This window comes from Bradyrhizobium sp. USDA 4541 (assembly GCF_024171085.1).
Lineage (GTDB): Bacteria > Pseudomonadota > Alphaproteobacteria > Rhizobiales > Xanthobacteraceae > Bradyrhizobium > Bradyrhizobium australafricanum.
The window spans coordinates 1456314-1474674 of record NZ_JALJZF010000001.1; the positions used below are offsets into that span (position 1 = coordinate 1456314).

At 65.7% G+C, this 18361-nt stretch carries 15 protein-coding genes; 7 read left to right on the plus strand and 8 right to left on the minus strand.

The annotated features are described in order from the left end of the window. Positions 1 to 16 precede the first annotated feature (16 nt). Positions 17 to 352: a GIY-YIG nuclease family protein gene (locus J2R80_RS06895; RefSeq protein ID WP_057021339.1), complete on the plus strand. Its 336-nt coding sequence runs from the start codon at positions 17 to 19 to the stop codon at positions 350 to 352. Between the two features lies 1 nt (position 353). Here the strand turns inward: J2R80_RS06895 and J2R80_RS06900 are convergent, their stop codons facing one another. From J2R80_RS06900 to ggt, 3 genes are all read right to left on the minus strand, one after another. Beyond that, on the minus strand, positions 354 to 1229 hold the full coding sequence (locus J2R80_RS06900; protein WP_076833615.1) for an NAD(P)-dependent oxidoreductase: 876 nt from the start codon (positions 1227 to 1229) through the stop codon (positions 354 to 356). A 202-nt stretch (positions 1230 to 1431) separates the two neighbouring features. Beyond that, positions 1432 to 2730 carry an MFS transporter gene (locus J2R80_RS06905; RefSeq protein ID WP_229193113.1) on the minus strand — a complete coding sequence of 433 codons (1299 nt, stop codon included), beginning with the start codon at positions 2728 to 2730 and terminating at the stop codon, positions 1432 to 1434. Positions 2731 to 2860: 130 nt separating this feature from the next. Next, positions 2861 to 4606, minus strand: coding sequence for a gamma-glutamyltransferase (gene ggt / locus J2R80_RS06910; RefSeq protein WP_253638248.1), 1746 nt, complete (start codon positions 4604 to 4606; stop codon positions 2861 to 2863). A 126-nt stretch (positions 4607 to 4732) separates the two neighbouring features. On the opposite strand from ggt, the gene J2R80_RS06915 reads away from it, so the two are divergent. Together J2R80_RS06915 and J2R80_RS06920 are read left to right on the plus strand one after the other, a co-directional pair. Then, complete coding sequence (locus J2R80_RS06915) at positions 4733 to 6112, plus strand: MFS transporter (RefSeq protein WP_253638249.1); 1380 nt, start codon at positions 4733 to 4735, stop codon at positions 6110 to 6112. Between the two features lie 206 nt (positions 6113 to 6318). After that, positions 6319 to 7308, plus strand: a complete 990-nt coding sequence (locus J2R80_RS06920; protein WP_253638250.1) for an IS481 family transposase — start codon at positions 6319 to 6321, stop codon at positions 7306 to 7308. Here the strand turns inward: J2R80_RS06920 and purH are convergent. The 3 genes from purH to J2R80_RS06935 form a co-directional block, all read right to left on the minus strand. Continuing rightward, the gene (gene purH, locus J2R80_RS06925; RefSeq protein ID WP_253638251.1) at positions 7280 to 8872 is read right to left on the minus strand and encodes a bifunctional phosphoribosylaminoimidazolecarboxamide formyltransferase/IMP cyclohydrolase; all 1593 of its coding nucleotides are present in this window, start codon (positions 8870 to 8872) and stop codon (positions 7280 to 7282) included. The genes J2R80_RS06920 and purH overlap by 29 nt on opposite strands. Positions 8873 to 9104: 232 nt before the next feature. Continuing rightward, positions 9105 to 10856 (minus strand): heparinase II/III family protein, encoded by a 1752-nt coding sequence (locus J2R80_RS06930; RefSeq protein WP_253638252.1) that lies wholly within the window; start codon positions 10854 to 10856, stop codon positions 9105 to 9107. A gap of 141 nt (positions 10857 to 10997) precedes the next feature. After that, positions 10998 to 12344 (minus strand): RsmB/NOP family class I SAM-dependent RNA methyltransferase, encoded by a 1347-nt coding sequence (locus tag J2R80_RS06935; RefSeq protein ID WP_253638253.1) that lies wholly within the window; start codon positions 12342 to 12344, stop codon positions 10998 to 11000. Between the two features lie 175 nt (positions 12345 to 12519). On the opposite strand from J2R80_RS06935, the gene J2R80_RS06940 reads away from it, so the two are divergent. Continuing rightward, the gene (locus J2R80_RS06940) at positions 12520 to 12747 is read left to right on the plus strand and encodes a DUF1674 domain-containing protein (RefSeq protein WP_057021331.1); all 228 of its coding nucleotides are present in this window, start codon (positions 12520 to 12522) and stop codon (positions 12745 to 12747) included. 139 nt (positions 12748 to 12886) lie between these two features. Further along, positions 12887 to 13384, plus strand: a complete 498-nt coding sequence (locus J2R80_RS06945; RefSeq protein WP_057021330.1) for a thermonuclease family protein — start codon at positions 12887 to 12889, stop codon at positions 13382 to 13384. Between the two features lie 78 nt (positions 13385 to 13462). Here J2R80_RS06945 and J2R80_RS06950 read toward each other — a convergent pair whose 3' ends face one another. Beyond that, a complete protein-coding gene (locus J2R80_RS06950) occupies positions 13463 to 13978 on the minus strand; it encodes a L,D-transpeptidase (RefSeq protein ID WP_253638255.1) in 516 nt (171 codons plus the stop codon). Between the two features lie 185 nt (positions 13979 to 14163). Between J2R80_RS06950 and J2R80_RS43240 the strand changes: the two genes are divergently transcribed. Beyond that, a complete protein-coding gene (locus J2R80_RS43240; RefSeq protein WP_256527816.1) occupies positions 14164 to 14298 on the plus strand; it encodes a hypothetical protein in 135 nt (44 codons plus the stop codon). Positions 14299 to 14316: 18 nt separating this feature from the next. On the opposite strand, the gene acs is transcribed toward J2R80_RS43240, so the two are convergent. Next, complete coding sequence (gene acs / locus J2R80_RS06955; RefSeq protein WP_057021358.1) at positions 14317 to 16269, minus strand: acetate--CoA ligase; 1953 nt, start codon at positions 16267 to 16269, stop codon at positions 14317 to 14319. 771 nt (positions 16270 to 17040) lie between these two features. On the opposite strand from acs, the gene J2R80_RS06960 reads away from it, so the two are divergent. Continuing rightward, positions 17041 to 18219 carry a DNA topoisomerase IB gene (locus J2R80_RS06960; RefSeq protein WP_253638256.1) on the plus strand — a complete coding sequence of 393 codons (1179 nt, stop codon included), beginning with the start codon at positions 17041 to 17043 and terminating at the stop codon, positions 18217 to 18219. Positions 18220 to 18361: the final 142 nt, after the last annotated feature.

Sequence of the window (18361 nt, forward strand, 5' to 3'; positions counted from 1 at the left end):
AACGACAGGAGTCACCATGAAGACCGAGGACCGCAAGCAAGCCATCGCCGACTACAAGAAGCGCGCGAGCGTCGCCGGCGTGTTCGCGATCCGTTGCCGCGCGACCGGCGAGGTTTGGGTCGGGCAGGCGCTCGACCTCGACAAGATCGAGAACCGCATCTGGTTCACGCTGCGGATGGGCAGTCATCGCAACGCCGAGCTGCAGCGCGCCTGGTCGGGGCATGGCGCGGACAATCTCTCGCTCGAAACGCTGGAGCGGATCGAGGACGAGGAGCTCGCCTATGTGCGCGACACGCTGCTGAAGGAGCGCGTGCAGCATTGGCGCGCGGAGCTGAATGCGTTCGCGGTGTAGCCTAGTGTGACGGCAGCGGCTGCACGGTGACGCCGGGCGGCGGCACGTCGTCGTCGGGCACGAAGAAGTCCGACATCAGCGGCACCGAGGGATCGACGCGGTAGCGCTCGAAGTCGCGGACGCCATTGGCATAGAGCACCTTGTCGTCGATGCAGAAATGCCCGGTGAATTCGCGCGACGGCCGGGTGATGATCGCGTAGGCCGCATCGCCCATGATCTCGGGGGTGCGGCTCGCGCGCATCATGGCGTCGCCGCCGAGCAGATTGCCGACCGCGGCGGTCGCGATCGTGGTGCGCGGCCACAGCGCGTTGACGGCAATGCCGGCCGATTTCAATTCGCCCGCGAGCCCGAGCACGCACATGCTCATGCCGAACTTCGCCATCGTATAGGCGGTCGAGTGCTCGAACCATTTCGTCTTCATGTCGAGCGGCGGCGACAGCATCAGGATGTGCGGATTCTCCGCCTTCTTCAGGTGCGGGATGCAGTATTTCGACACCATGAAGGTGCCGCGGGTGTTAATCCCCATCATCAGGTCGAACCGCTTCATGTCGGTCGCCTGCGAATTGGTCAGGCTGATGGCGCTGGCATTGTTGACGCAGACGTCGATGCCGCCGAACTCGGCGACGGTCTGCTCGATCGCCGCCATCACCTGCGCCTCGTCCCTGATGTCGCAGAGCACCGGCAGCGCCTTGCCGCCGGCGGCGCGGACCTCGTCGGCGGCGGTGTAGATCGTGCCCTTCAGCTTCGGATGCGGCTCGGCGGTCTTCGCCGCGATCGCGACATTGGCGCCGTCACGCGCGGCGCGCAGCGCGATCGCCAGCCCGATGCCGCGGCTCGCGCCCGAGATGAACAGCGTCTTGCCTTTGAGCGACGTCATGAGAGCCTCCTGTGAGGGACGCACGAGACGATGGCTCCCTCTCCCCTTGTGGGAGAGGGCTGGGGTGAGGGGTATCTCTCCACACGGTATACTGCATGGAGAGACCGCAACCCCTCACCCGGATTGCATCTGTCGATGCAATCCGGCCTCTCCCACAGGGGGAGAGGCGAAGCGGCGCAAGTTGACAGGTCAGTGCTCAATTTCAGCCATCCGCATGCAGCACGCGGCCGCGGGTTTCCGGCAGCGCGTAGGCGGCAATGAAGAACACGCCGTAGGCCGCCACCGCGAAGATCGCGATCGCGTTGGCGAGCGTGGTCGTGGTCGACAGCGCGCCGACCAGGAACGGGAACAGCGCGCCGATGCCGCGGCCGAAATTGTAGCAGAAGCCCTGGCCGGAGCCACGCAGCCGGGTCGGATACAGTTCGGTCAGGAACGCGCCCATGCCGGAGAAATAGCCCGAGGCAAAGAAGCCGAGCGGGAAGCCCAGCACCCACAGCACCTCGTTGGACAGCGGCAGCTGGGTGTAGAGCAGCACCACTGCGATCGCGCCGATCGAGAAGATCAGGAACAGGTTGCGCCGGCCAATCCGGTCGGCGAGCCAGGCGCCGACGAGATACCCGATGAAGGAGCCGATGATCAGCGTCGCGAGATAGCCGGTCGAGCCGACCACCGAGAGCTTGCGCTCGGTGGTGAGGAAGCGCGGTACCCAGAAGGTGATGGCGTAATAGCCGCCCTGCATGCCGGTGCCGACCAGGGAGGCCAGCAGCGTGGTCTTCAGGATCGGTCCGTGGAAGATCTCCCACAACGCGGCGGGGCCGCTGCCAGAGGCCTGCGCCTGCGCCATGGTCGCGGCGGAGATTTCCGGCTCGGTGACGTAGCGGCGCAGGTAGAACACGAGCAGCGCCGGCAGTGCGCCGATCACGAACATCCAGCGCCAGGCGTTCTCCGCCGGCAGCACCGAGAACAGGATCGCCTGCGCCAGCACCGCGAGGCCCCAGCCGACCGCCCAGCCCGACTGCACCGAGCCGACCGCACGTCCGCGATACTGCGGCCGGATCGCCTCGCCGATCAGCACCGCGCCGGCGGCCCATTCACCGCCGAAGCCGAGCCCGAGCAGCGCGCGGGCGATCAAGAGCTGATCGAAATTCTGCACCAATGCGCAGACCAGCGAGAAGAACGAGAACCAGATGATGGTGAGCTGCAGCGTCTTCACCCGGCCGATCCGGTCGGACAGATAGCCGCCGAGCCAGCCGCCGACGGCGGAGGCCAGCAGCGTTACGGTGCCCGCGAGGCCGGCGGTGCCGGGGTCAACCTTCCACAGCGTGATGATGGTGCCGATCACCAGCGGATAGATCATGAAATCCATGCCGTCGAGCGTCCAGCCCGACGCGCAGGCCCAGAACGTGCGCCGCTCCTGCAGGTTCATGTCGCGATAGAAGGCGAGGAGGCTGGTGTCCTCAATCTCTGCAACTTCCATCGGTTTGGATTCGGCCGTGCTCATGCGCGTTCCCCGGAGAAATCTTTCACCGGCTGTTTGCGATCCGCGGCCGGAGGTGCGCGGACTGCCAATCTATCGCGATGTTGCAGGCGGGGCAAAGCCGCGTTTGCACGCCTTAGGTGCGGATCATCCTTTAGTACCCCGCGGCCTCCGAGCCGCGCGTGCGCGGATCCGGCGCGCCGAGCAGACCGTTGGTCGTGACGAGGATCGAGTTCGCGGAGGAGTAGCCGAGCGGCTCGACCAGCTTGTGGCCCTTGGCCTTCAGCTCGGTCAGCACCCCGTCGGGAAAGCCGCGCTCGATCCGGACCTCGTCGGGCAGCCATTGATGGTGCATGCGGGGCGCGGCGACCGCGGCCGCGATGTCCATCTTGTAGTCGATCACGTCGACGATGATCTGCGTCACGGCGGAGATGATGCGGCTGCCGCCGGGCGAGCCCGTCACCAGCACCGGCTTGCCGTCCTTCAGCACGATGGTCGGCGACATCGACGACAGCGGACGCTTGCCGGGTCCCGGCAGATTGGCCTCGAAGCCGACCAGGCCGAAGGCGTTGGAGGCGCCGGGCGCTGCGGTGAAATCGTCGAGCTCGTTGTTGAGCAGCACGCCGGTGCCGTCGGCGACGAGGCCGACGCCGTACGGGAAGTTCAGCGTATAGGTGTTGCTGACGGCGTTGCCGCCGGCATCGACGACAGAGTAATGCGTGGTGTTGTCGCCTTCGTGAGGCTGCTTGGCGTTGCGCACATCGGTCCAGGGCGCGGCGCGGGCAAGATCGATGGTGGCGCGCTGTTTGGCGGCATAGTCCTTGTCGATCAGCAATTGCGTCGGCGCGTCAACGAAGGCGGGATCGCCGAGATAGCGCGCGCGATCGGCATAGGCCCGCTGCATCGCCTCGATCATCACATGCAGCGAGGCGGCCGAGCCCTGCTTCATGTCGGACATCGGAAAGCCTTCGAGGATGTTGAGGATCTCCAGCAGCACGACGCCGCCGGAGGAGGGCTGCGGCATCGAGACGATGTCGTAGCCGCGATAGCTGCCGCGGATCGGCGTGCGGATCACCGGCTGGTAGGATTTCAGATCCTCGAGCGTAAAGATGCCGCCGGCATTCTTGATGCCGCTGACAAGCTTCTCGGCAACCGGACCTTCGTAGAAGCCGCGCGGGCCCTGTTCGGCAATATCAGTCAATACGCCGGCGAGATCGCCCTGGATCAGGCGGTCGCCCTCGCGCAGCGGCGTGCCGTCGGCGTGCGAGAATGTTTTGGCCGAATTCGGCCAGCGCGACATGCGGCGATACATGTCGTTCAGCGTGTCCGATGTGTCGTCGGTGACGATGAATCCGTCACGCGCGAGATCGATCGCGGGCTTGAGGATCTGCGCCAGCGTGAACTTGCCGGAGCCGTATTTCTCCAGTGCGAGCGCGAGACCCGCGACCGTACCGGGCACGCCGATCGCGAGCGCGGAGTTGCGCGACTTGTCGGAATCGGGCTTGCCGTCGGCGTTCAGGAACATGTCGCGGGTAGCGGCCTGCGGCGCAGTCTCGCGATAGTCGATCGCGACATCCTCATTGCGCCCGGCGAGATGGATCACCATGAAACCGCCGCCGCCGATATTGCCGGCGCGCGGATAGGTCACCGCCATCGCGAAGCCGGTGGCGACCGCGGCGTCGACCGCGTTGCCGCCCTGTCGCAGGATGTCGGCGCCAACTTGCGCAGCCAGCTTCTCCTGCGCCACCACCATGCCGTTTTCGGCGTGAATGCTGCGAATCGTGTCCGCGGCCGAAGGTTCATAGAAGCGGCGCTGGACCTGGCCGAGGGCAGGCGTCGCGATACCAATCACCAGGAGAGCGGCAAACAGCCGTCGCGACATCGTTGCCGTCAGCGCCATCGAAATGTCCTGCCCTGTTCATCGCCGTATCGGTCAAACCGGCCCATGCTATATGGGAGCGGATTGGAGCGGCAAAAGCCTGCCTGTGGTTCGAGTTGGGGAATATCTTTCGCGATGACGGCAACAATGCAGACGGGCGCCGGTGACGCGAAGGCCACCACCAAGGTTTATCCTGGCCGCGCTGCCGTCATCAGCTGGATCTTCTTCGATTGGGCTGCGCAGCCATATTTCACGCTGATCACGACCTTTGTGTTCGCGCCTTATTTCGCGAGCTTCGTCGCGCCTGATGCCGCGAGCGGCCAGGCGCTGTGGGGCTTTGCCACCGCGGCGGCCGGACTTGCGATCGCGCTGCTGTCCCCGGTGCTGGGTGCGATCGCCGATGCCAGCGGCCGGCGCAAGCCGTGGATCGCGGGCTTCGGCGCGCTGCTCGTGATCGGCGCCAGCGCGATGTGGATCGGCAAGCCCGGCAATCCCGACATCATCCCGGCGCTGCTGCTCGCCTATGCGATTGCGAGCGTCGGCGTCGAGTTCGCGACCGTGTTCAACAATGCCATGATGCCGACCCTGGTGCCGCCCGACAGGATCGGGCGACTGTCGGGCACCGGCTGGGCCACCGGCTATGCCGGGGGCATCCTGAGTCTTGTTCTCGTGCTCGGCTTTCTTGCCGCCAATGCCGAGACCGGCCGCACGCTGTTCGGCTTCACGCCGCTGTTCGGTCTCGATCCCGCCATGCATGAAGGCGACCGCATCACCGGTCCGCTGACCGGGTTGTGGTTCATCATCTTCGTGACGCCGATGTTCCTGTTCACGCCGGACTATCCGACGAAGCGCCCGATGCGCGCGGCGCTCGGCGAAGGCCTGCGCGAGCTCAGGCAATCGTTGTCGAGCCTGCCGAAGCAGACGTCACTGGCGCGCTTCCTGCTGGCGAACATGATCTACACCGACGGGCTGGTCTCGCTGTTTGCGTTCGGCGGCATCTATGCCGCAGGCACGTTCGGCTGGGACACGATCCGGATCGGTACCTTCGGCATCATCCTCGCGGTGGCCGGCACGTTCGGCGGCTGGATCGGTGGCAAGCTCGATGATGCATTCGGACCGAAGCGCGTGATCACCGCCAGCCTGCTGATCCTGCTGCTTGCGATCGTCGTGATCCTCACCGTGAACAAGGATTCCGTCCTGTTCATCCAGGTCGTGCCGCCGGTGCCTGGCGGTCCGTTGTTCGCGGGCGCCGCCGAGCGCGCCTACATCGTGCTGGGCTGCCTGATCGGCGCCACCGGTGCGCCGCTGCAGGCCGCCTCGCGCTCGCTCCTGATCCGCCTCGCGCCGAAGGATCGCATCGCGCAGTATTTTGGCTTGTTCGCGCTTACCGGCAAGGTGACGTCGTTCATCGGCCCGCTCCTGATCGGCGCGATCACCGCGGCGACCGCGAGCCAGAAGGCCGGCATGGCGGTGCTGGTGGCGTTCTTCGTCGCGGGACTGGCGCTATTGGCGAAGGTGCGGGAATAATAAACACTGTCGTCCCGGCCAAGCGAAGCGCGAGCCGGGACCCATAACCACCGCTGCTCGTGTTGCGCGGCGCTGGAGCCTCAGCTCGTTCCAACAAGACACGCTTGTGGTTATGGGTCCCTGCTTTCGTGTTTGGTCCCTGCAGATTGGTTGGATGGAATCGGTGTAGAACGAGGCGTGGCCTTTGTTAGGGAGCGCCTCGTGTCATGGAACTGAGCTTGCACGCGAACGCCACGACGACGCCGAAGACACGTGCCTACATCCAGCGCAGCCGGAAGTCGGTCGCTCAGTTGGCGGCCGAACTGGGGGTCAGCGAGACCACGATTTATCGCTGGCGCAGCCGCACGACGGTCGAAGACCGCTCGCACCGGCCGAAGAACCTCACGACCAGCCTCTCCGCGGTTGAAGAAAGGGCCGTTTGTGAACTACGGACATCGCTCCAATTGCCGCTGGACGACATCGTTGAGGTGATGCGGCGATGCATCAACGCCAAGCTGTCCCGTAGTGCTATTCACCGCTGCCTGCAGCGCAACGGCATCAGCCGGCTTGCCAAGCCTGACAAGCCCAAAGCCGGCGTCTTCGAGAATGCCAGTATCGGCTTCATCCATATCGACGTGAAGTATCTGCCGGCACTGCAGCGCCGCACCAGCTATGCCTTTGTCGCCATCGACCGAGCCACCCGCTACGTCTTTGTCGAGGTCCATTCCAGGCGGGACGGAGCGACCGCGACCGGTTTCCTTAAGCGCTTCCTGGCTGATTTTCCGCACCAGGTTCACACTATCCTCACCGACAACGGTGCCGAGTTCACCGACCGCTTCGCCGTCGACAAGAAGAACAAGCCGTCCGGGAAGCCTTCCGGCGACCACCCCTTTGATCAACTCTGCCGACAGTGCGCCATCCAGCATCGCCTGACCAAGCCCTACCATCCGCAGACCAACGGACTCGTCGAACGTTTCAACCGGCGCATCGCCGAAGCCATTGGCCGCGAACACAAACGGGGCAGCGCGCGCCGTACCTTTGTCAACCACGCCGACCGCGACACCTTCATCGCCAAGTTCGTCCACGACTACAATCGGACCCGCCTCAAATGCCTCGGCTACCTGGCGCCAATCCAGGCCCTCGCCAATCACACGGGACCGAACACTTTCGCAGGGACGACAGGTTGCTCTAGTGCCGGAAATGCCGCACGCCGGTGAACACCATGGCGATGCCGTGCTCGTCGGCGGCCTTGATCACCTCGTCGTCGCGCATCGAGCCGCCGGGCTGGATCACCGCGGTGGCGCCGGCCTCGATGCAGGCGAGCATGCCGTCGGCGAACGGGAAGAAGGCGTCGGAGGCGACCACCGAACCCTTGGTCAGGGGCCCGGCGAGCTTCAGCTCGGCGGCCGCGTCCAGCGCCTTGCGCGCGGCGATCCGTGCCGAATCGACCCGGCTCATCTGGCCGGCGCCGATGCCGACGGTCGCGAGGTCCTTGGCGTAGATGATGGTGTTCGACTTGACGTGCTTGGCGACGCGGAACGCGAATTTGAGATCGCGCAGCTCGGCGTCGGTCGGCGCACGCTTGGTCGCGACCTTCAGGTTCATGTCCTCGACCACGGCATTGTCGCGGCTCTGCACCAAGAGGCCGCTGGCGACGGTCTTGGCGGTGAGGCCGACCGCGCGCGCGTTCGGCAGGCCGCCGGCGAGCAGCAGGCGCAGATTGCGCCGGCCGGCGATGATCGAGATCGCCTCCTCGGTTGCGTCGGGCGCGATGATCACCTCGGTGAAGATGCCGATGATGGCGCGCGCGGCATCCGCATCGAGCGTGCGATTGACCGCGATGATGCCGCCATAGGCCGAGGTGGAGTCGCAGGTGAGCGCGCGGGCATAGGCGGTGGCGAGATCGGGGCCCTCGGCGACGCCGCAGGGATTGGCGTGCTTGACGATGACGCAGGCCGCGGTGCGCTGCGGGTCGAACTCGCCGACGCATTCATAGGCCGCGTCGGTGTCGTTGATGTTGTTGTAGGACAGTTCCTTGCCCTGCAGCTGGCGCGCGGTCGCGACGCCCGGCCGCTTCTCCGGCGTGGCATAGAACGCCGCGGTCTGGTGCGGGTTCTCGCCATAGCGCAGCGACTGGATCAGCTTGCCGCCAAAGGCGCGGAAGTCCGGCGCCTTGGTGTCGAGCTGTACGGCAAACCAGTTCGAGATCGCGGCGTCATAGGCCGCCGTGCGCGCATAGGCCTTGGCGGCGAGCCGGCGGCGCAACTGAAGCGAGGTTGCGCCCTTGTGCGCGGCGAGCTCGTCGAGCACGGCAGAATAGTCGTTCGCCTCGACCACCACGGCGACGTCGTCATGGTTCTTGGCCGCGGCGCGGATCATCGCGGGACCGCCGATGTCGATGTTCTCGATGCACTCCTCGAAGCCGGCGCCTTTGTCGACGGTGGCCTCGAACGGATAGAGGTTGACGACCAAGAGGTCGATCGGCGCGATGCCGTGCGAAGCCATCGCCGCGGTGTGTTCCTTGTTGTCGCGGATCGCGAGCAGGCCGCCATGCACCTTCGGGTGCAGCGTCTTGACCCGGCCATCCATCATCTCCGGAAAACCGGTGAGCTCGGAGACGTCCTTGACCTTCAGCCCGGCCGCCGCGATCGCCTTGGCGGTGCCGCCGGTCGAGACCAGCTCGACGCCATGGTCGGCCAGCGCCTTGGCGAAATCGATCAGTCCGGTCTTGTCGGAAACGGACAACAGAGCGCGGGTCACGCGGCGAAGCTGCTCGGTCATATCGGAAAATCCCTGGCTGTTAAGGCAGCCGGGTAGCATGGTTTTGTGCCGTACGAAACCGGTACATGCGCCTGATTCCCCGCAAATTGAGGGTGGTCCGGTATTCTTTCTCCGTCACGCTGAGGAGCGCGCAGCGCGTCTCGAAGGGTCGACGGCCACCGGCGGGGCCGTGCATCCTTCGAGACGCCGCTTCGCGGCTCCTCAGGATGACGGGTCGGAGGACTCACCCGTCCTACAGCGGCAGTTCCGGCTCGCGGCGGGCGTTGCGGCGTGCGGTGGTGGCGGAGGCCGAGGTCGAGGAGCGCACGAAGCTCCAGCGGATGGTGCCGGCCTGCCTCGCGTCCTGCCGGATCACGATCTGGGAGGTGCGGCGCGGGCCGTCATTGCCGGCCAGGAACACGCTGTCCTCGAGATCGACCTTGTCGTCCATCGCCTCGAAGGTCCAGACGTCGCGGTTGGGCAGCACCAGCATCACGCCGCGGGCATCCGACAGCCGGCTCGCCTTCACCGAGGGATGCAAATGGAAGCGCAGCGCGAAATCGGCCTCGCTGCCCTTGATGCGGCCGCCCGGCGCCGGCGACAGCAAATCTTCGCCCTCCAGCCGCGTGCCGTCCTGCGAGACCATCAGCACACGGCGGTGGATCACGCCGAAGCGCGAGAGATAGCCGTCATGCGAGGCGGTGAGCACGTCGCCGTCGGGAACGGCTTCGCGGTAGCTCTCGACATTGCTCGGACCGCTGGTGATGGGCGCGCCGCGGAGCAGCCGCTTCATCGCCGACAGCTCGACGAACTGGCATGACGAGGCGTCGCGATAGGTCAGCGTCGAATGCGCCGCGGTGGAGCGCGCGAACGGCCGCCAATTGTCGCGGCCTGTGCTTGGCATGCCGCAATTGACGACAATGCGGCTCACCCCGGAGGAGAGCTCGAACGACAGGCAGCCGGCATGCGCGTCCTGGCTGACGCTGGCCGGCGGCGGCGGGCCGGTATCGATGATCAAGGCGGTGTTGCCGGCATCAAGCCGCTGAAAGCCGGTATGCGGCATGCTCGCCATCGGCACGCCGCGGGTGTCGTCATAGGCGAGCAGCGTCGCGACGAGATCGGACGGCGCGGTGCTCATGCCGTTGAACAGCGCGAAGCTGCCGTCGCCGTGCCGGAAGAAGCGCAGCATCGGCATCATGCGGTCGATCGCGTTGAGCAGCGCCGGCGGCGGCGCGATATTCCGTGCGGCAAAGGTCTGCCGCAGCGGCAGGAGATCGCTGAGCAGCTCGACCAGCGCGCCGGGATTGCGCGAGATGTGGCCGCCATCGGGCAGGATCTGGCGCTGCAATTCGTCGGACAGCTTGCGCGTCGCCGATTTGATGTTGCGCGCCTGGTTGGCGAGACAGAGCGAGGCGTAGCACAGCGCGATCAGCACCTGCAGGCGCGGAACGCCGTCATTGTCGAGCGTCGCGTGGCGCAGATAGCGGATCTCGCGCGCCAGCCCGCGCAGATATTTGCGGTAGAATTTTCCGTCGGTGTCGCCGAGCACCAGCGGTGCCTGCGACAGCAGCGAGATCACCCGCCGCGCGCGCACATCGGCGCGGCGCTCCAGCGGCCGCTTGCGGGCCTGGTTGGAGATCCAGTCGTCGACCAGCGAACGGGCGTTGGCGCGGGTCAGCGCGGTGTCGGCGGCGCGCAGGTGGCGCAGCCAGCCAAAGCCGAGCAGGGCGGCTTCCCAATCCTCCGACGGTGGCTCGAGATCGAAGATCGAGCGGCCGTGGCAGGTGACGATCTTGCCGGCGAAGACGAATCGTCCGGCATAGATCTCGGCCGCGCGGGTGGCGTCGGCGGTCCGCAGATCGTGCGGGGCGATGACCAGCCGGTCGGTGCGGCCGGGCCAGAGCCGCGACAGCGCAACCGTGCTCCCGCTGGCGCGTGCGAGCATGCTGCGGGCAAAGCGGCCAGCAATCAGCGTCGAGATGCGTCTGCTTTGAGCGACCGACACGCCTAACCTTGCGGGGAGGGAATTTTCAACGAATCCTTATTTAGTCCGGAAACGCGGCCAAGACATCTGCCAAGAAACCTGCCAAGGCACCCTCTTGATACCGCACGAATCACTTCGAGCTTAGAGGACTGAAGTTTAAAATCAGGATTTAACCAGCCGGGCCGCGTAAAATCCATCCAGCCCGCCGAGCCGCGGGTCGGCATTGGGCAAATGGCTCGGCAAAGTGCGCAGATCGCCGTCGGCGGCGATGATGTCGTCGAGGCCGGCGACCTCGCTTGTCTCGACCGGCGCACGGCGCAGGCCTGATTCGCTCGCCAGCAGCGCGGCGATCGCGTGCTCGCCTTCCTCCGGCTCCAGCGAGCAGGTGCAGTAGACCAGCGTGCCGCCGGGCTTCAGCAGATTGGCGGCTTTTTGCAGCAGCCGCTTCTGCAGCGCCGACAGCGCGGCGATGTCGCCTTCCTGCCGCAGCCAGGCGACGTCGGGGTGGCGGCGGATGGTTCCCGTCGAGCTGCAGGGCGCATCGACCAGGATACCGTCGAAGCTTGCGGCCTTGGCGGGCCATTCGGCGGCGTCGGCAACGACGGTCTCGGCCTGCAAGGCCAGACGCGTGAGATTGTCGCGCAGCCGCGCCACGCGCGCCGGCGAGCGGTCGACCGCGGTGACGTGCGCGCCGGCCAGCGCGAGCTGGGCGGTCTTGCCGCCGGGCGCGGCGCAGAGATCCGCGACCGCCTTGTCCTTGATGTCGCCGAACAGCCGCACCGGCAGCGCGGCGGCGGCGTCCTGCACCCACCACTGTCCTTCGGCAAAGCCGGGCAGCATCGTGACGGAACCCTGCAGCAGCGTGCGCACGGTTCCCGTCGGCAGCGTCTCGCCGTGCAGGCGGGCCGCCCATTGCGCCGCGTCCGACTTCACCGTCAGATCGAGCGACGGCTCGTGGCCGAGCGCAAGCGCCATGTCGCGCGCGGTAGCTTCGCCGTAATGCGCGTTCCAGCGCGCCAGCATCCATGGCGGCAGGTCCAGGGTCTGCATGCTGATCTCGTCGATCAGGCCCTGGCCCTCGCGCGCGCAGCGGCGCAGCACGGCGTTGACGAGCCCGGCATATTTCGCGGCGCGCCGGTCGGACTGCACCAGCCGCACCGAGAGATCGACCGCGGCATGGTCGGGCACGTCCATCCAGAGAATCTGTGCCGCGCCGATCAGGAGCGCGCTCTGCGCGCGCGGCGCATCGGTCGGGATGCCGCGATCGAGCAGGCGCGACAGCAGATGGCCGAGCGTGCCGAGCTTGCGCAAGATGGTCGACACCAGCCGGCGCATCAGCGCACGGTCGCGATCGGCGAGCGATTTCAGGCCGGGATGCGCGCCGGCGCCGTCGAGCTGGTCGTCGAGCGTGCGGTGCTTGTGCAGCACGCCATCGAGGATGTCGGCCGCGATGCGGCGAGCCGCGAGACCGGGGACTTCGGCAGGTACTGCAAATCTTGAAGGAGGCATGAAGCGGAGATATCTCGAAGGTGCTGAGTTACATTCGGCTCATGCCCATCAACTCCATACCACCTCTGGCATGCGAATATGCCAAATGTAAGAATCGCCTTGCGGGATTTCGTGATCGTGATGTCGTCACTGAGCCAGTACAGAGATACGGAATCCGCAGGCAGAAAGTTTTGCCATGTCTGATAAATCGCCGTTGTCATCGCCGCTGGAGGCCGCGCCGCGCAAGCCGCTGACGCCAGCCGCGCAACGCGCGCTCGCCGAGGCCGCGGCGCGGCGCAGGGCTGCCGAGGAGGCGGCCGCGCAGAACGCGGCGGCGCGGCCGAAGGAGTTCCAGGGTCCGAAGGGGCCGGAACCGACGCGTTACGGCGATTGGGAGACCAAGGGCATCGCCTCGGACTTCTGAGAGCCTTGCCTGACGGCTCGACTCGCGCCAGTCTGGGAAAATGTCCCCATCCGAAAGAATAAATGCTTATCGTGGGACGGGACGTCCGCCCTTCCGAAGATCACCTTGGGGCCGCCGCGTCTCGGCGGCGCTGCCATGGGTGTTCGTGCTCGGCATTGCCGTCGGCAGCACGCTGCCGATCCGACAATGGGTGCATCTGCCGCCGCATTGGTCGCTCGGCAGGTCGCGCGACACCGACGTGATCTGGCAGCGGGCCGGCGCGCCCGACATCAGGCACAACGTTGATGTGATCAGGACGATCGACGGCGACACGTTCGAGGCGCGGGTGCATTTCTCGCCGGGCCCGGATCTGTACACGCGAGTCCGGCTGCGCGGCATCGATGCGCCGGAGCTGAAGGCGTCCTGTGCGCGCGAACTGCAGATGGCGCAAGCGGCGACGGTGGCGCTGCGTGACCTGCTCGGCCAGGGCGACGTCGCGATCTACAATGTCGGTCCCGACAAATATCAGGGCCGTGTCGTCGCCGACGTCGCGACCAGGAAGACCGACAACGTCTCGGCCGCGCTGCTCGCGGCCGGTCATGCGCGGGCCTACAATGGCGGGCACCGGTTCGGCTGGTGCGGATATTTCGCGCGCTAGGCGACAGCTCAAACCAGGCTGGGCAAACAAAAGCCGCGCATCTGCGCGGCCTTGCTTTGGACGAGGCGCTGTGCCTGATCAGCGGGTGACGACGACCGTCGTGCCAATCTCGACGCGCGAATAGAGGTCGGTGATGTCGGTGTTGAGCATGCGGATGCAGCCGTAGGAGACGAAACCGCCGACCGAGCCCGGCACGTTGGTGCCGTGGATCGCATATTCACCGCCGGCCAGCGTCATCGCAGCGACGCCCATCGGGTTATGCGGCGAGCCGCCGGCGATCACGTTCGGGATGCTGGGCTTGTCGCGCTTGACCTCGGCGGGCGGCGACCAGGCTGGGTTGCGATATTTGCCGTCGATCTTCGTGGTGCCGGCCCACTGCTTGCCGGACTTGCCGACACCGACCGGATAACGCATCGCGTGGCCGGAATCGAGAATGAGGTAGAGCCGCCGTTCGTTGGTCTTCACTACGATGGTGCCTGGCTCATAGTTGTCGGCGTGTATTCCCACCATTTCCGGCCGGGCTTCGGCCGCCTGCGATATCAAAGCAACCGCACCAAGGGTGGCAGCCAGCGCCACCGCAAACTTCCTCGACATCAACCTCTCCACTTCCCAACAGCTCCCGCAAGGAAGCCAAAAACGAAGATGCAGAGCCCTTGAAAAACCGGGCCTGCCGGTCTCACGCACGCAACATTAACTGCGTGTGTTAACCGGGTGGTTTCACACCGGCCGCGAGACACGTCTTGATGGCGGGAGAGAATGAAAAGTTCGGATTAAAGTAAATGACCTGGAAACAACACTTGGCCACAAACGCGCCTCAATCGCGCCTTGCCTATGACAATCCCGTGAAGCGCCCGTTGCAGGAAACGGGAAGGGCCGCGGCGGTGATCGCGCGCGGCCCTTCTTTGGTCTTCTGATCCTTGCTGCTGCTGGCCTTACGCCGGCGCGCCCTTCTTGTTCTGACGGTTCTGCACGAGGTCGTCGACCACGGCCGGATCGGCCAGGGTCGAGGTGTCGCCGAGGCTCGACGACTCGTCCTCGGCGATCTTGCGCAGGATGCGGCGCATGATCTTGCCGGAGCGCGTCTTGGGCAGGCCGGGCGCGAACTGGATCAGGTCCGGCGAGGCGATCGGCCCGATGTCCTTGCGGACCCAGGCGACCAGCTCCTTGCGCAGCGCTTCCGTCGGCTCGGTGCCCTTCATCAGCGTGACATAGGCGTAGATGCCCTGGCCCTTGATGTCGTGCGGATAGCCGACGACCGCGGCCTCCGAGACCGCCTCATGCGCGACCAGCGAGCTCTCGACCTCGGCGGTGCCCATGCGGTGGCCGGAGACGTTGATGACGTCGTCGACGCGGCCGGTGATCCAGTAATAGCCGTCGGCATCGCGCCGGCAGCCGTCGCCGGTGAAATACTTGTTCTTGTAGGTCGAGAAATAGGTCTGCTCGAACCGCGCGTGGTCGCCATAGACCGTGCGCATCTGGCCTGGCCATGACCTGGTCAGGCAGAGATTGCCCGAGGTCTCGCCGTCGAGCGTCTTGCCGTCGGCATCGACGATCTCCGGCACCACGCCGAAGAACGGCCGTGTCGCCGAACCGGGCTTCAGCTTGGTCGCGCCGGGCAGCGGCGTGATCAGGATGCCGCCGGTCTCGGTCTGCCACCACGTGTCGACGATCGGGCAGCGGTCGTCGCCGACCACGCGGTAATACCACTCCCAGGCTTCCGGATTGATCGGCTCGCCGACCGAGCCGAGCAGGCGCAGCGATTTGCGCGAGGTCTTCTTCACCGGTTCGTCGCCACCCTGCATCAGCGCGCGGATCGCGGTCGGCGCGGTGTAGAAGATGTTGACCTTGTGCTTGTCGACCACGTTCCAGAAGCGCGAATTGTCCGGATAGTTCGGCACGCCCTCGAACATCAGCGTGGTCGCGCCGTTACAGAGCGGCCCGTAGAGAATGTAGCTGTGGCCGGTGACCCAGCCGACGTCGGCGGTGCACCAATAGATGTCGCCGTCGTGATAATCGAACACGTATTGATGCGTCATCGACGCAAACACGAGGTAGCCGGCCGAGGTGTGCAGCACGCCCTTCGGCGTTCCGGTCGAGCCCGAGGTGTAGAGGATGAACAGCGGATCCTCGGCGTGCATATGCTCGGCCGGGCATTCCGTCGTCACCATCGCAGCGGCCTCGTGATACCAGAGGTCGCGGGTCGGGTTCATGTCGATCTTGCCGCCGGTGCGCTTCACCACCACGACCCAATCGACGCCGCCGGTCTTGGCAATGGCGGCATCGACATTGGCCTTCAGCGGCACCTTCCTGCCGCCGCGCAGGCCCTCGTCGGCGGTAATCACCACCTTCGAGTCGCAGTCCTTGATGCGCTGCGCGAGGCTGTCCGGCGAGAAACCGCCGAACACCACCGAATGGATGGCGCCGATCCGCGCGCAGGCCAGCATGGCGTAGGCCGCTTCCGGAATCATCGGCAGATAGATCGTGACGCGATCGCCCTTCTTGACGTTCCGCGTGCGCAGGATGTTGGCCATCTTGCAGACTTCGTCGTGCAGCTGGCGGTAGGTGATGTGCTTGGATTCGGAGGGATCGTCGCCCTCCCAGATGATCGCGGTCTGGTCGCCGCGCTTGTCGAGATGGCGGTCGATGCAGTTCCAGGCGACGTTCAGCACGCCATCCTCGAACCATTTGATCGAGATGTTGCCCGGTGCGAAGGAGACGTTCTCGACCTTGGTGAAGGGCTTGATCCAGTCGATCCGCTTGCCGTGCTCGGCCCAGAAGCCGTTCGGGTCCTTGACCGAGTGCGCATACATCTCGCGATATTTGGCGTCATCGATATAGGCGCGCTTGGCCCAGTCGGCCGACACGTCATAGATCTTCTCGGACATCATTTTCCTCCACTCATTGCCGATCGCGCACGACGCGACGGCAAGCCGTCTTGATCATTGCCGCGATTATGCGTTGCCGCATTCCGGCCCGGCAAGGAAAAAGGACCGTCACTTTCGTCGCGTTGAAGCCGCCGGATAGTCCGCCGGCTTCCGCTTGTGATAGGACGGCTTACCGCAACGCATCGACGAGAGAAACCTATGCGCCATCGCTTGCTCGGGGTCACTGGTCTCTTGGTCGTAGTGGTATCGTTCTCTGCGCGTTCGCCGTCACCGCAGCAGTGCCGCGTGCGATGACGATGCGCTGACGCTGAATTTGATGGACGGCTTCAGGTACAATTGAACGAATTGTCGGACGCCGCCGCGATGAGCTGCGTCAACACGTTCGTGACCGCATAATCCTTGATTGCGGCCAGCGGTTGGACCGTCCCGTGGCTGCCGAGCTCGAGCCGCGCCCCGGCGAGAGCGGCGCGCGAAAGGGCAAGGTCGCTGACCTGATCTGGGGGACCGCGGTGGACCTCCGGGCGTTCAAACGCCGGTTTCCGGCACCGCGCTCGCGTCATTTTGTCCGATCCCGGGCAGCCCAAAATCAACGTTAGCGGGCGAATGGCACCCATGAAAGGTAATTTAATACAGTCAATAACTGATTCGCGACTCGCAATGTCGGCCCCGACGCCCTAAATCGCGTTTCCGAGGCCAGACGGCCCACCGGAACGAAGCCCGAAGCAACGGCATTACCGGGAGAACAGCGGAACAAGGCGTCTTGCGAGAGTAATGATGGATCAGCAGAATATCGCGGCTGTGCGGCCCGTTTCCGCCGATCCCGCTGTCGCCTTGGCAAAGGCACTGGGCCAGTGGCCGACCAAGCCGCCGCGGGCCAGGCTGCAGCCGCCGGCAAAACTCAAGCTCGACGCGCCCGCTGCCATCAGAACGACGGTTGAAGAACTGGCGCGCGATCTGGGCCTGCGGCTCGGCGACCAGAACGAATTGACCATCCGCCGCATCAAGCGCGGCAAGACCTATTCATTCGTCCGTGCCAATGGCTCGCGGGTCCGCGATGCGCGCACCATCCGCCGGCTGCACGCGATGGCGGTCCCGCCGGCCTATCGCCAGGTGCGCTATTCCAGCGATCCGAATACGCATCTGCAGGCGGTCGGCCGCGATGCCGCGGGCCGGCTGCAATATCGCTATCACGCCGACTGGGAGAAGGTTCGCGAGCAGCGCAAGGCGCATCGCCTCGCCAAGCTGGTGGCCGCGCTGCCGAAGATCCGGCGCAAGGTCTCGGCGTTTCTGTCCGGCGACGAGCCGACGCGCGAGTTCGCGCTGTCGGCGGTGATCGAGCTGATCGCGCGCACCGCGATCCGGCCTGGCAACGAATCCTATGCGCGCCTCAACGGCACCCGCGGCGCCACCACGCTCTTGAAGTCCAACGTCACGCTGGAAGACGACTCCCTGGTGCTGACCTTCAAGGCCAAGGGCGGCAAGGCCGTGCGCAAGGAATGCGATGCGGCCAAGCTGGTGCGTGCGATCGGCATCCTGCGCGGCGTCCCGGGCAAGCGCATGTTTCAGTATCACGACCGCTCCGGCGTGGTACGGGCCGCCTCGACCACGGCGGTGAACGCGTTCCTGCGCGAGATCGCCGGCATCAAGATCTCGCTGAAGGATTTCCGCACCCTGATGGCGTCGGCGGTCGTCGTGGAATCGCTGTCGCGGATCACGCCGGCCACCAGCCAGCGCGGCCGCAAGCGCCAGGTGCTGGATGCGATCCGTGCCGCCGCCGACCAGCTGTCCAACACGCCGGCGATCTGCCGCAAGAGCTATGTCCACGACACCATCGTCACCGCCTTCGAGGACGGCATCCTCGAGCGCTTCGCCGCGACGATGGGAGGCTACCGCACCCAGTCCAAGCGCGAGCAATTGCTGGCGCAGGTGGTGATGGCGGCCGGGGCGTAGGTCCCGCAAGCCGTCGTCCCGGCGAAAGCCGGGACCCGTTACCACAGCCGCCTGTGATTAGAATTCGCTGTGGCCCCAGCTCGTTTCAGCAATCGACATTTGGGGTAATGGGTCCCGGCCTTCGCCCGGCCTTCGCGGGGAC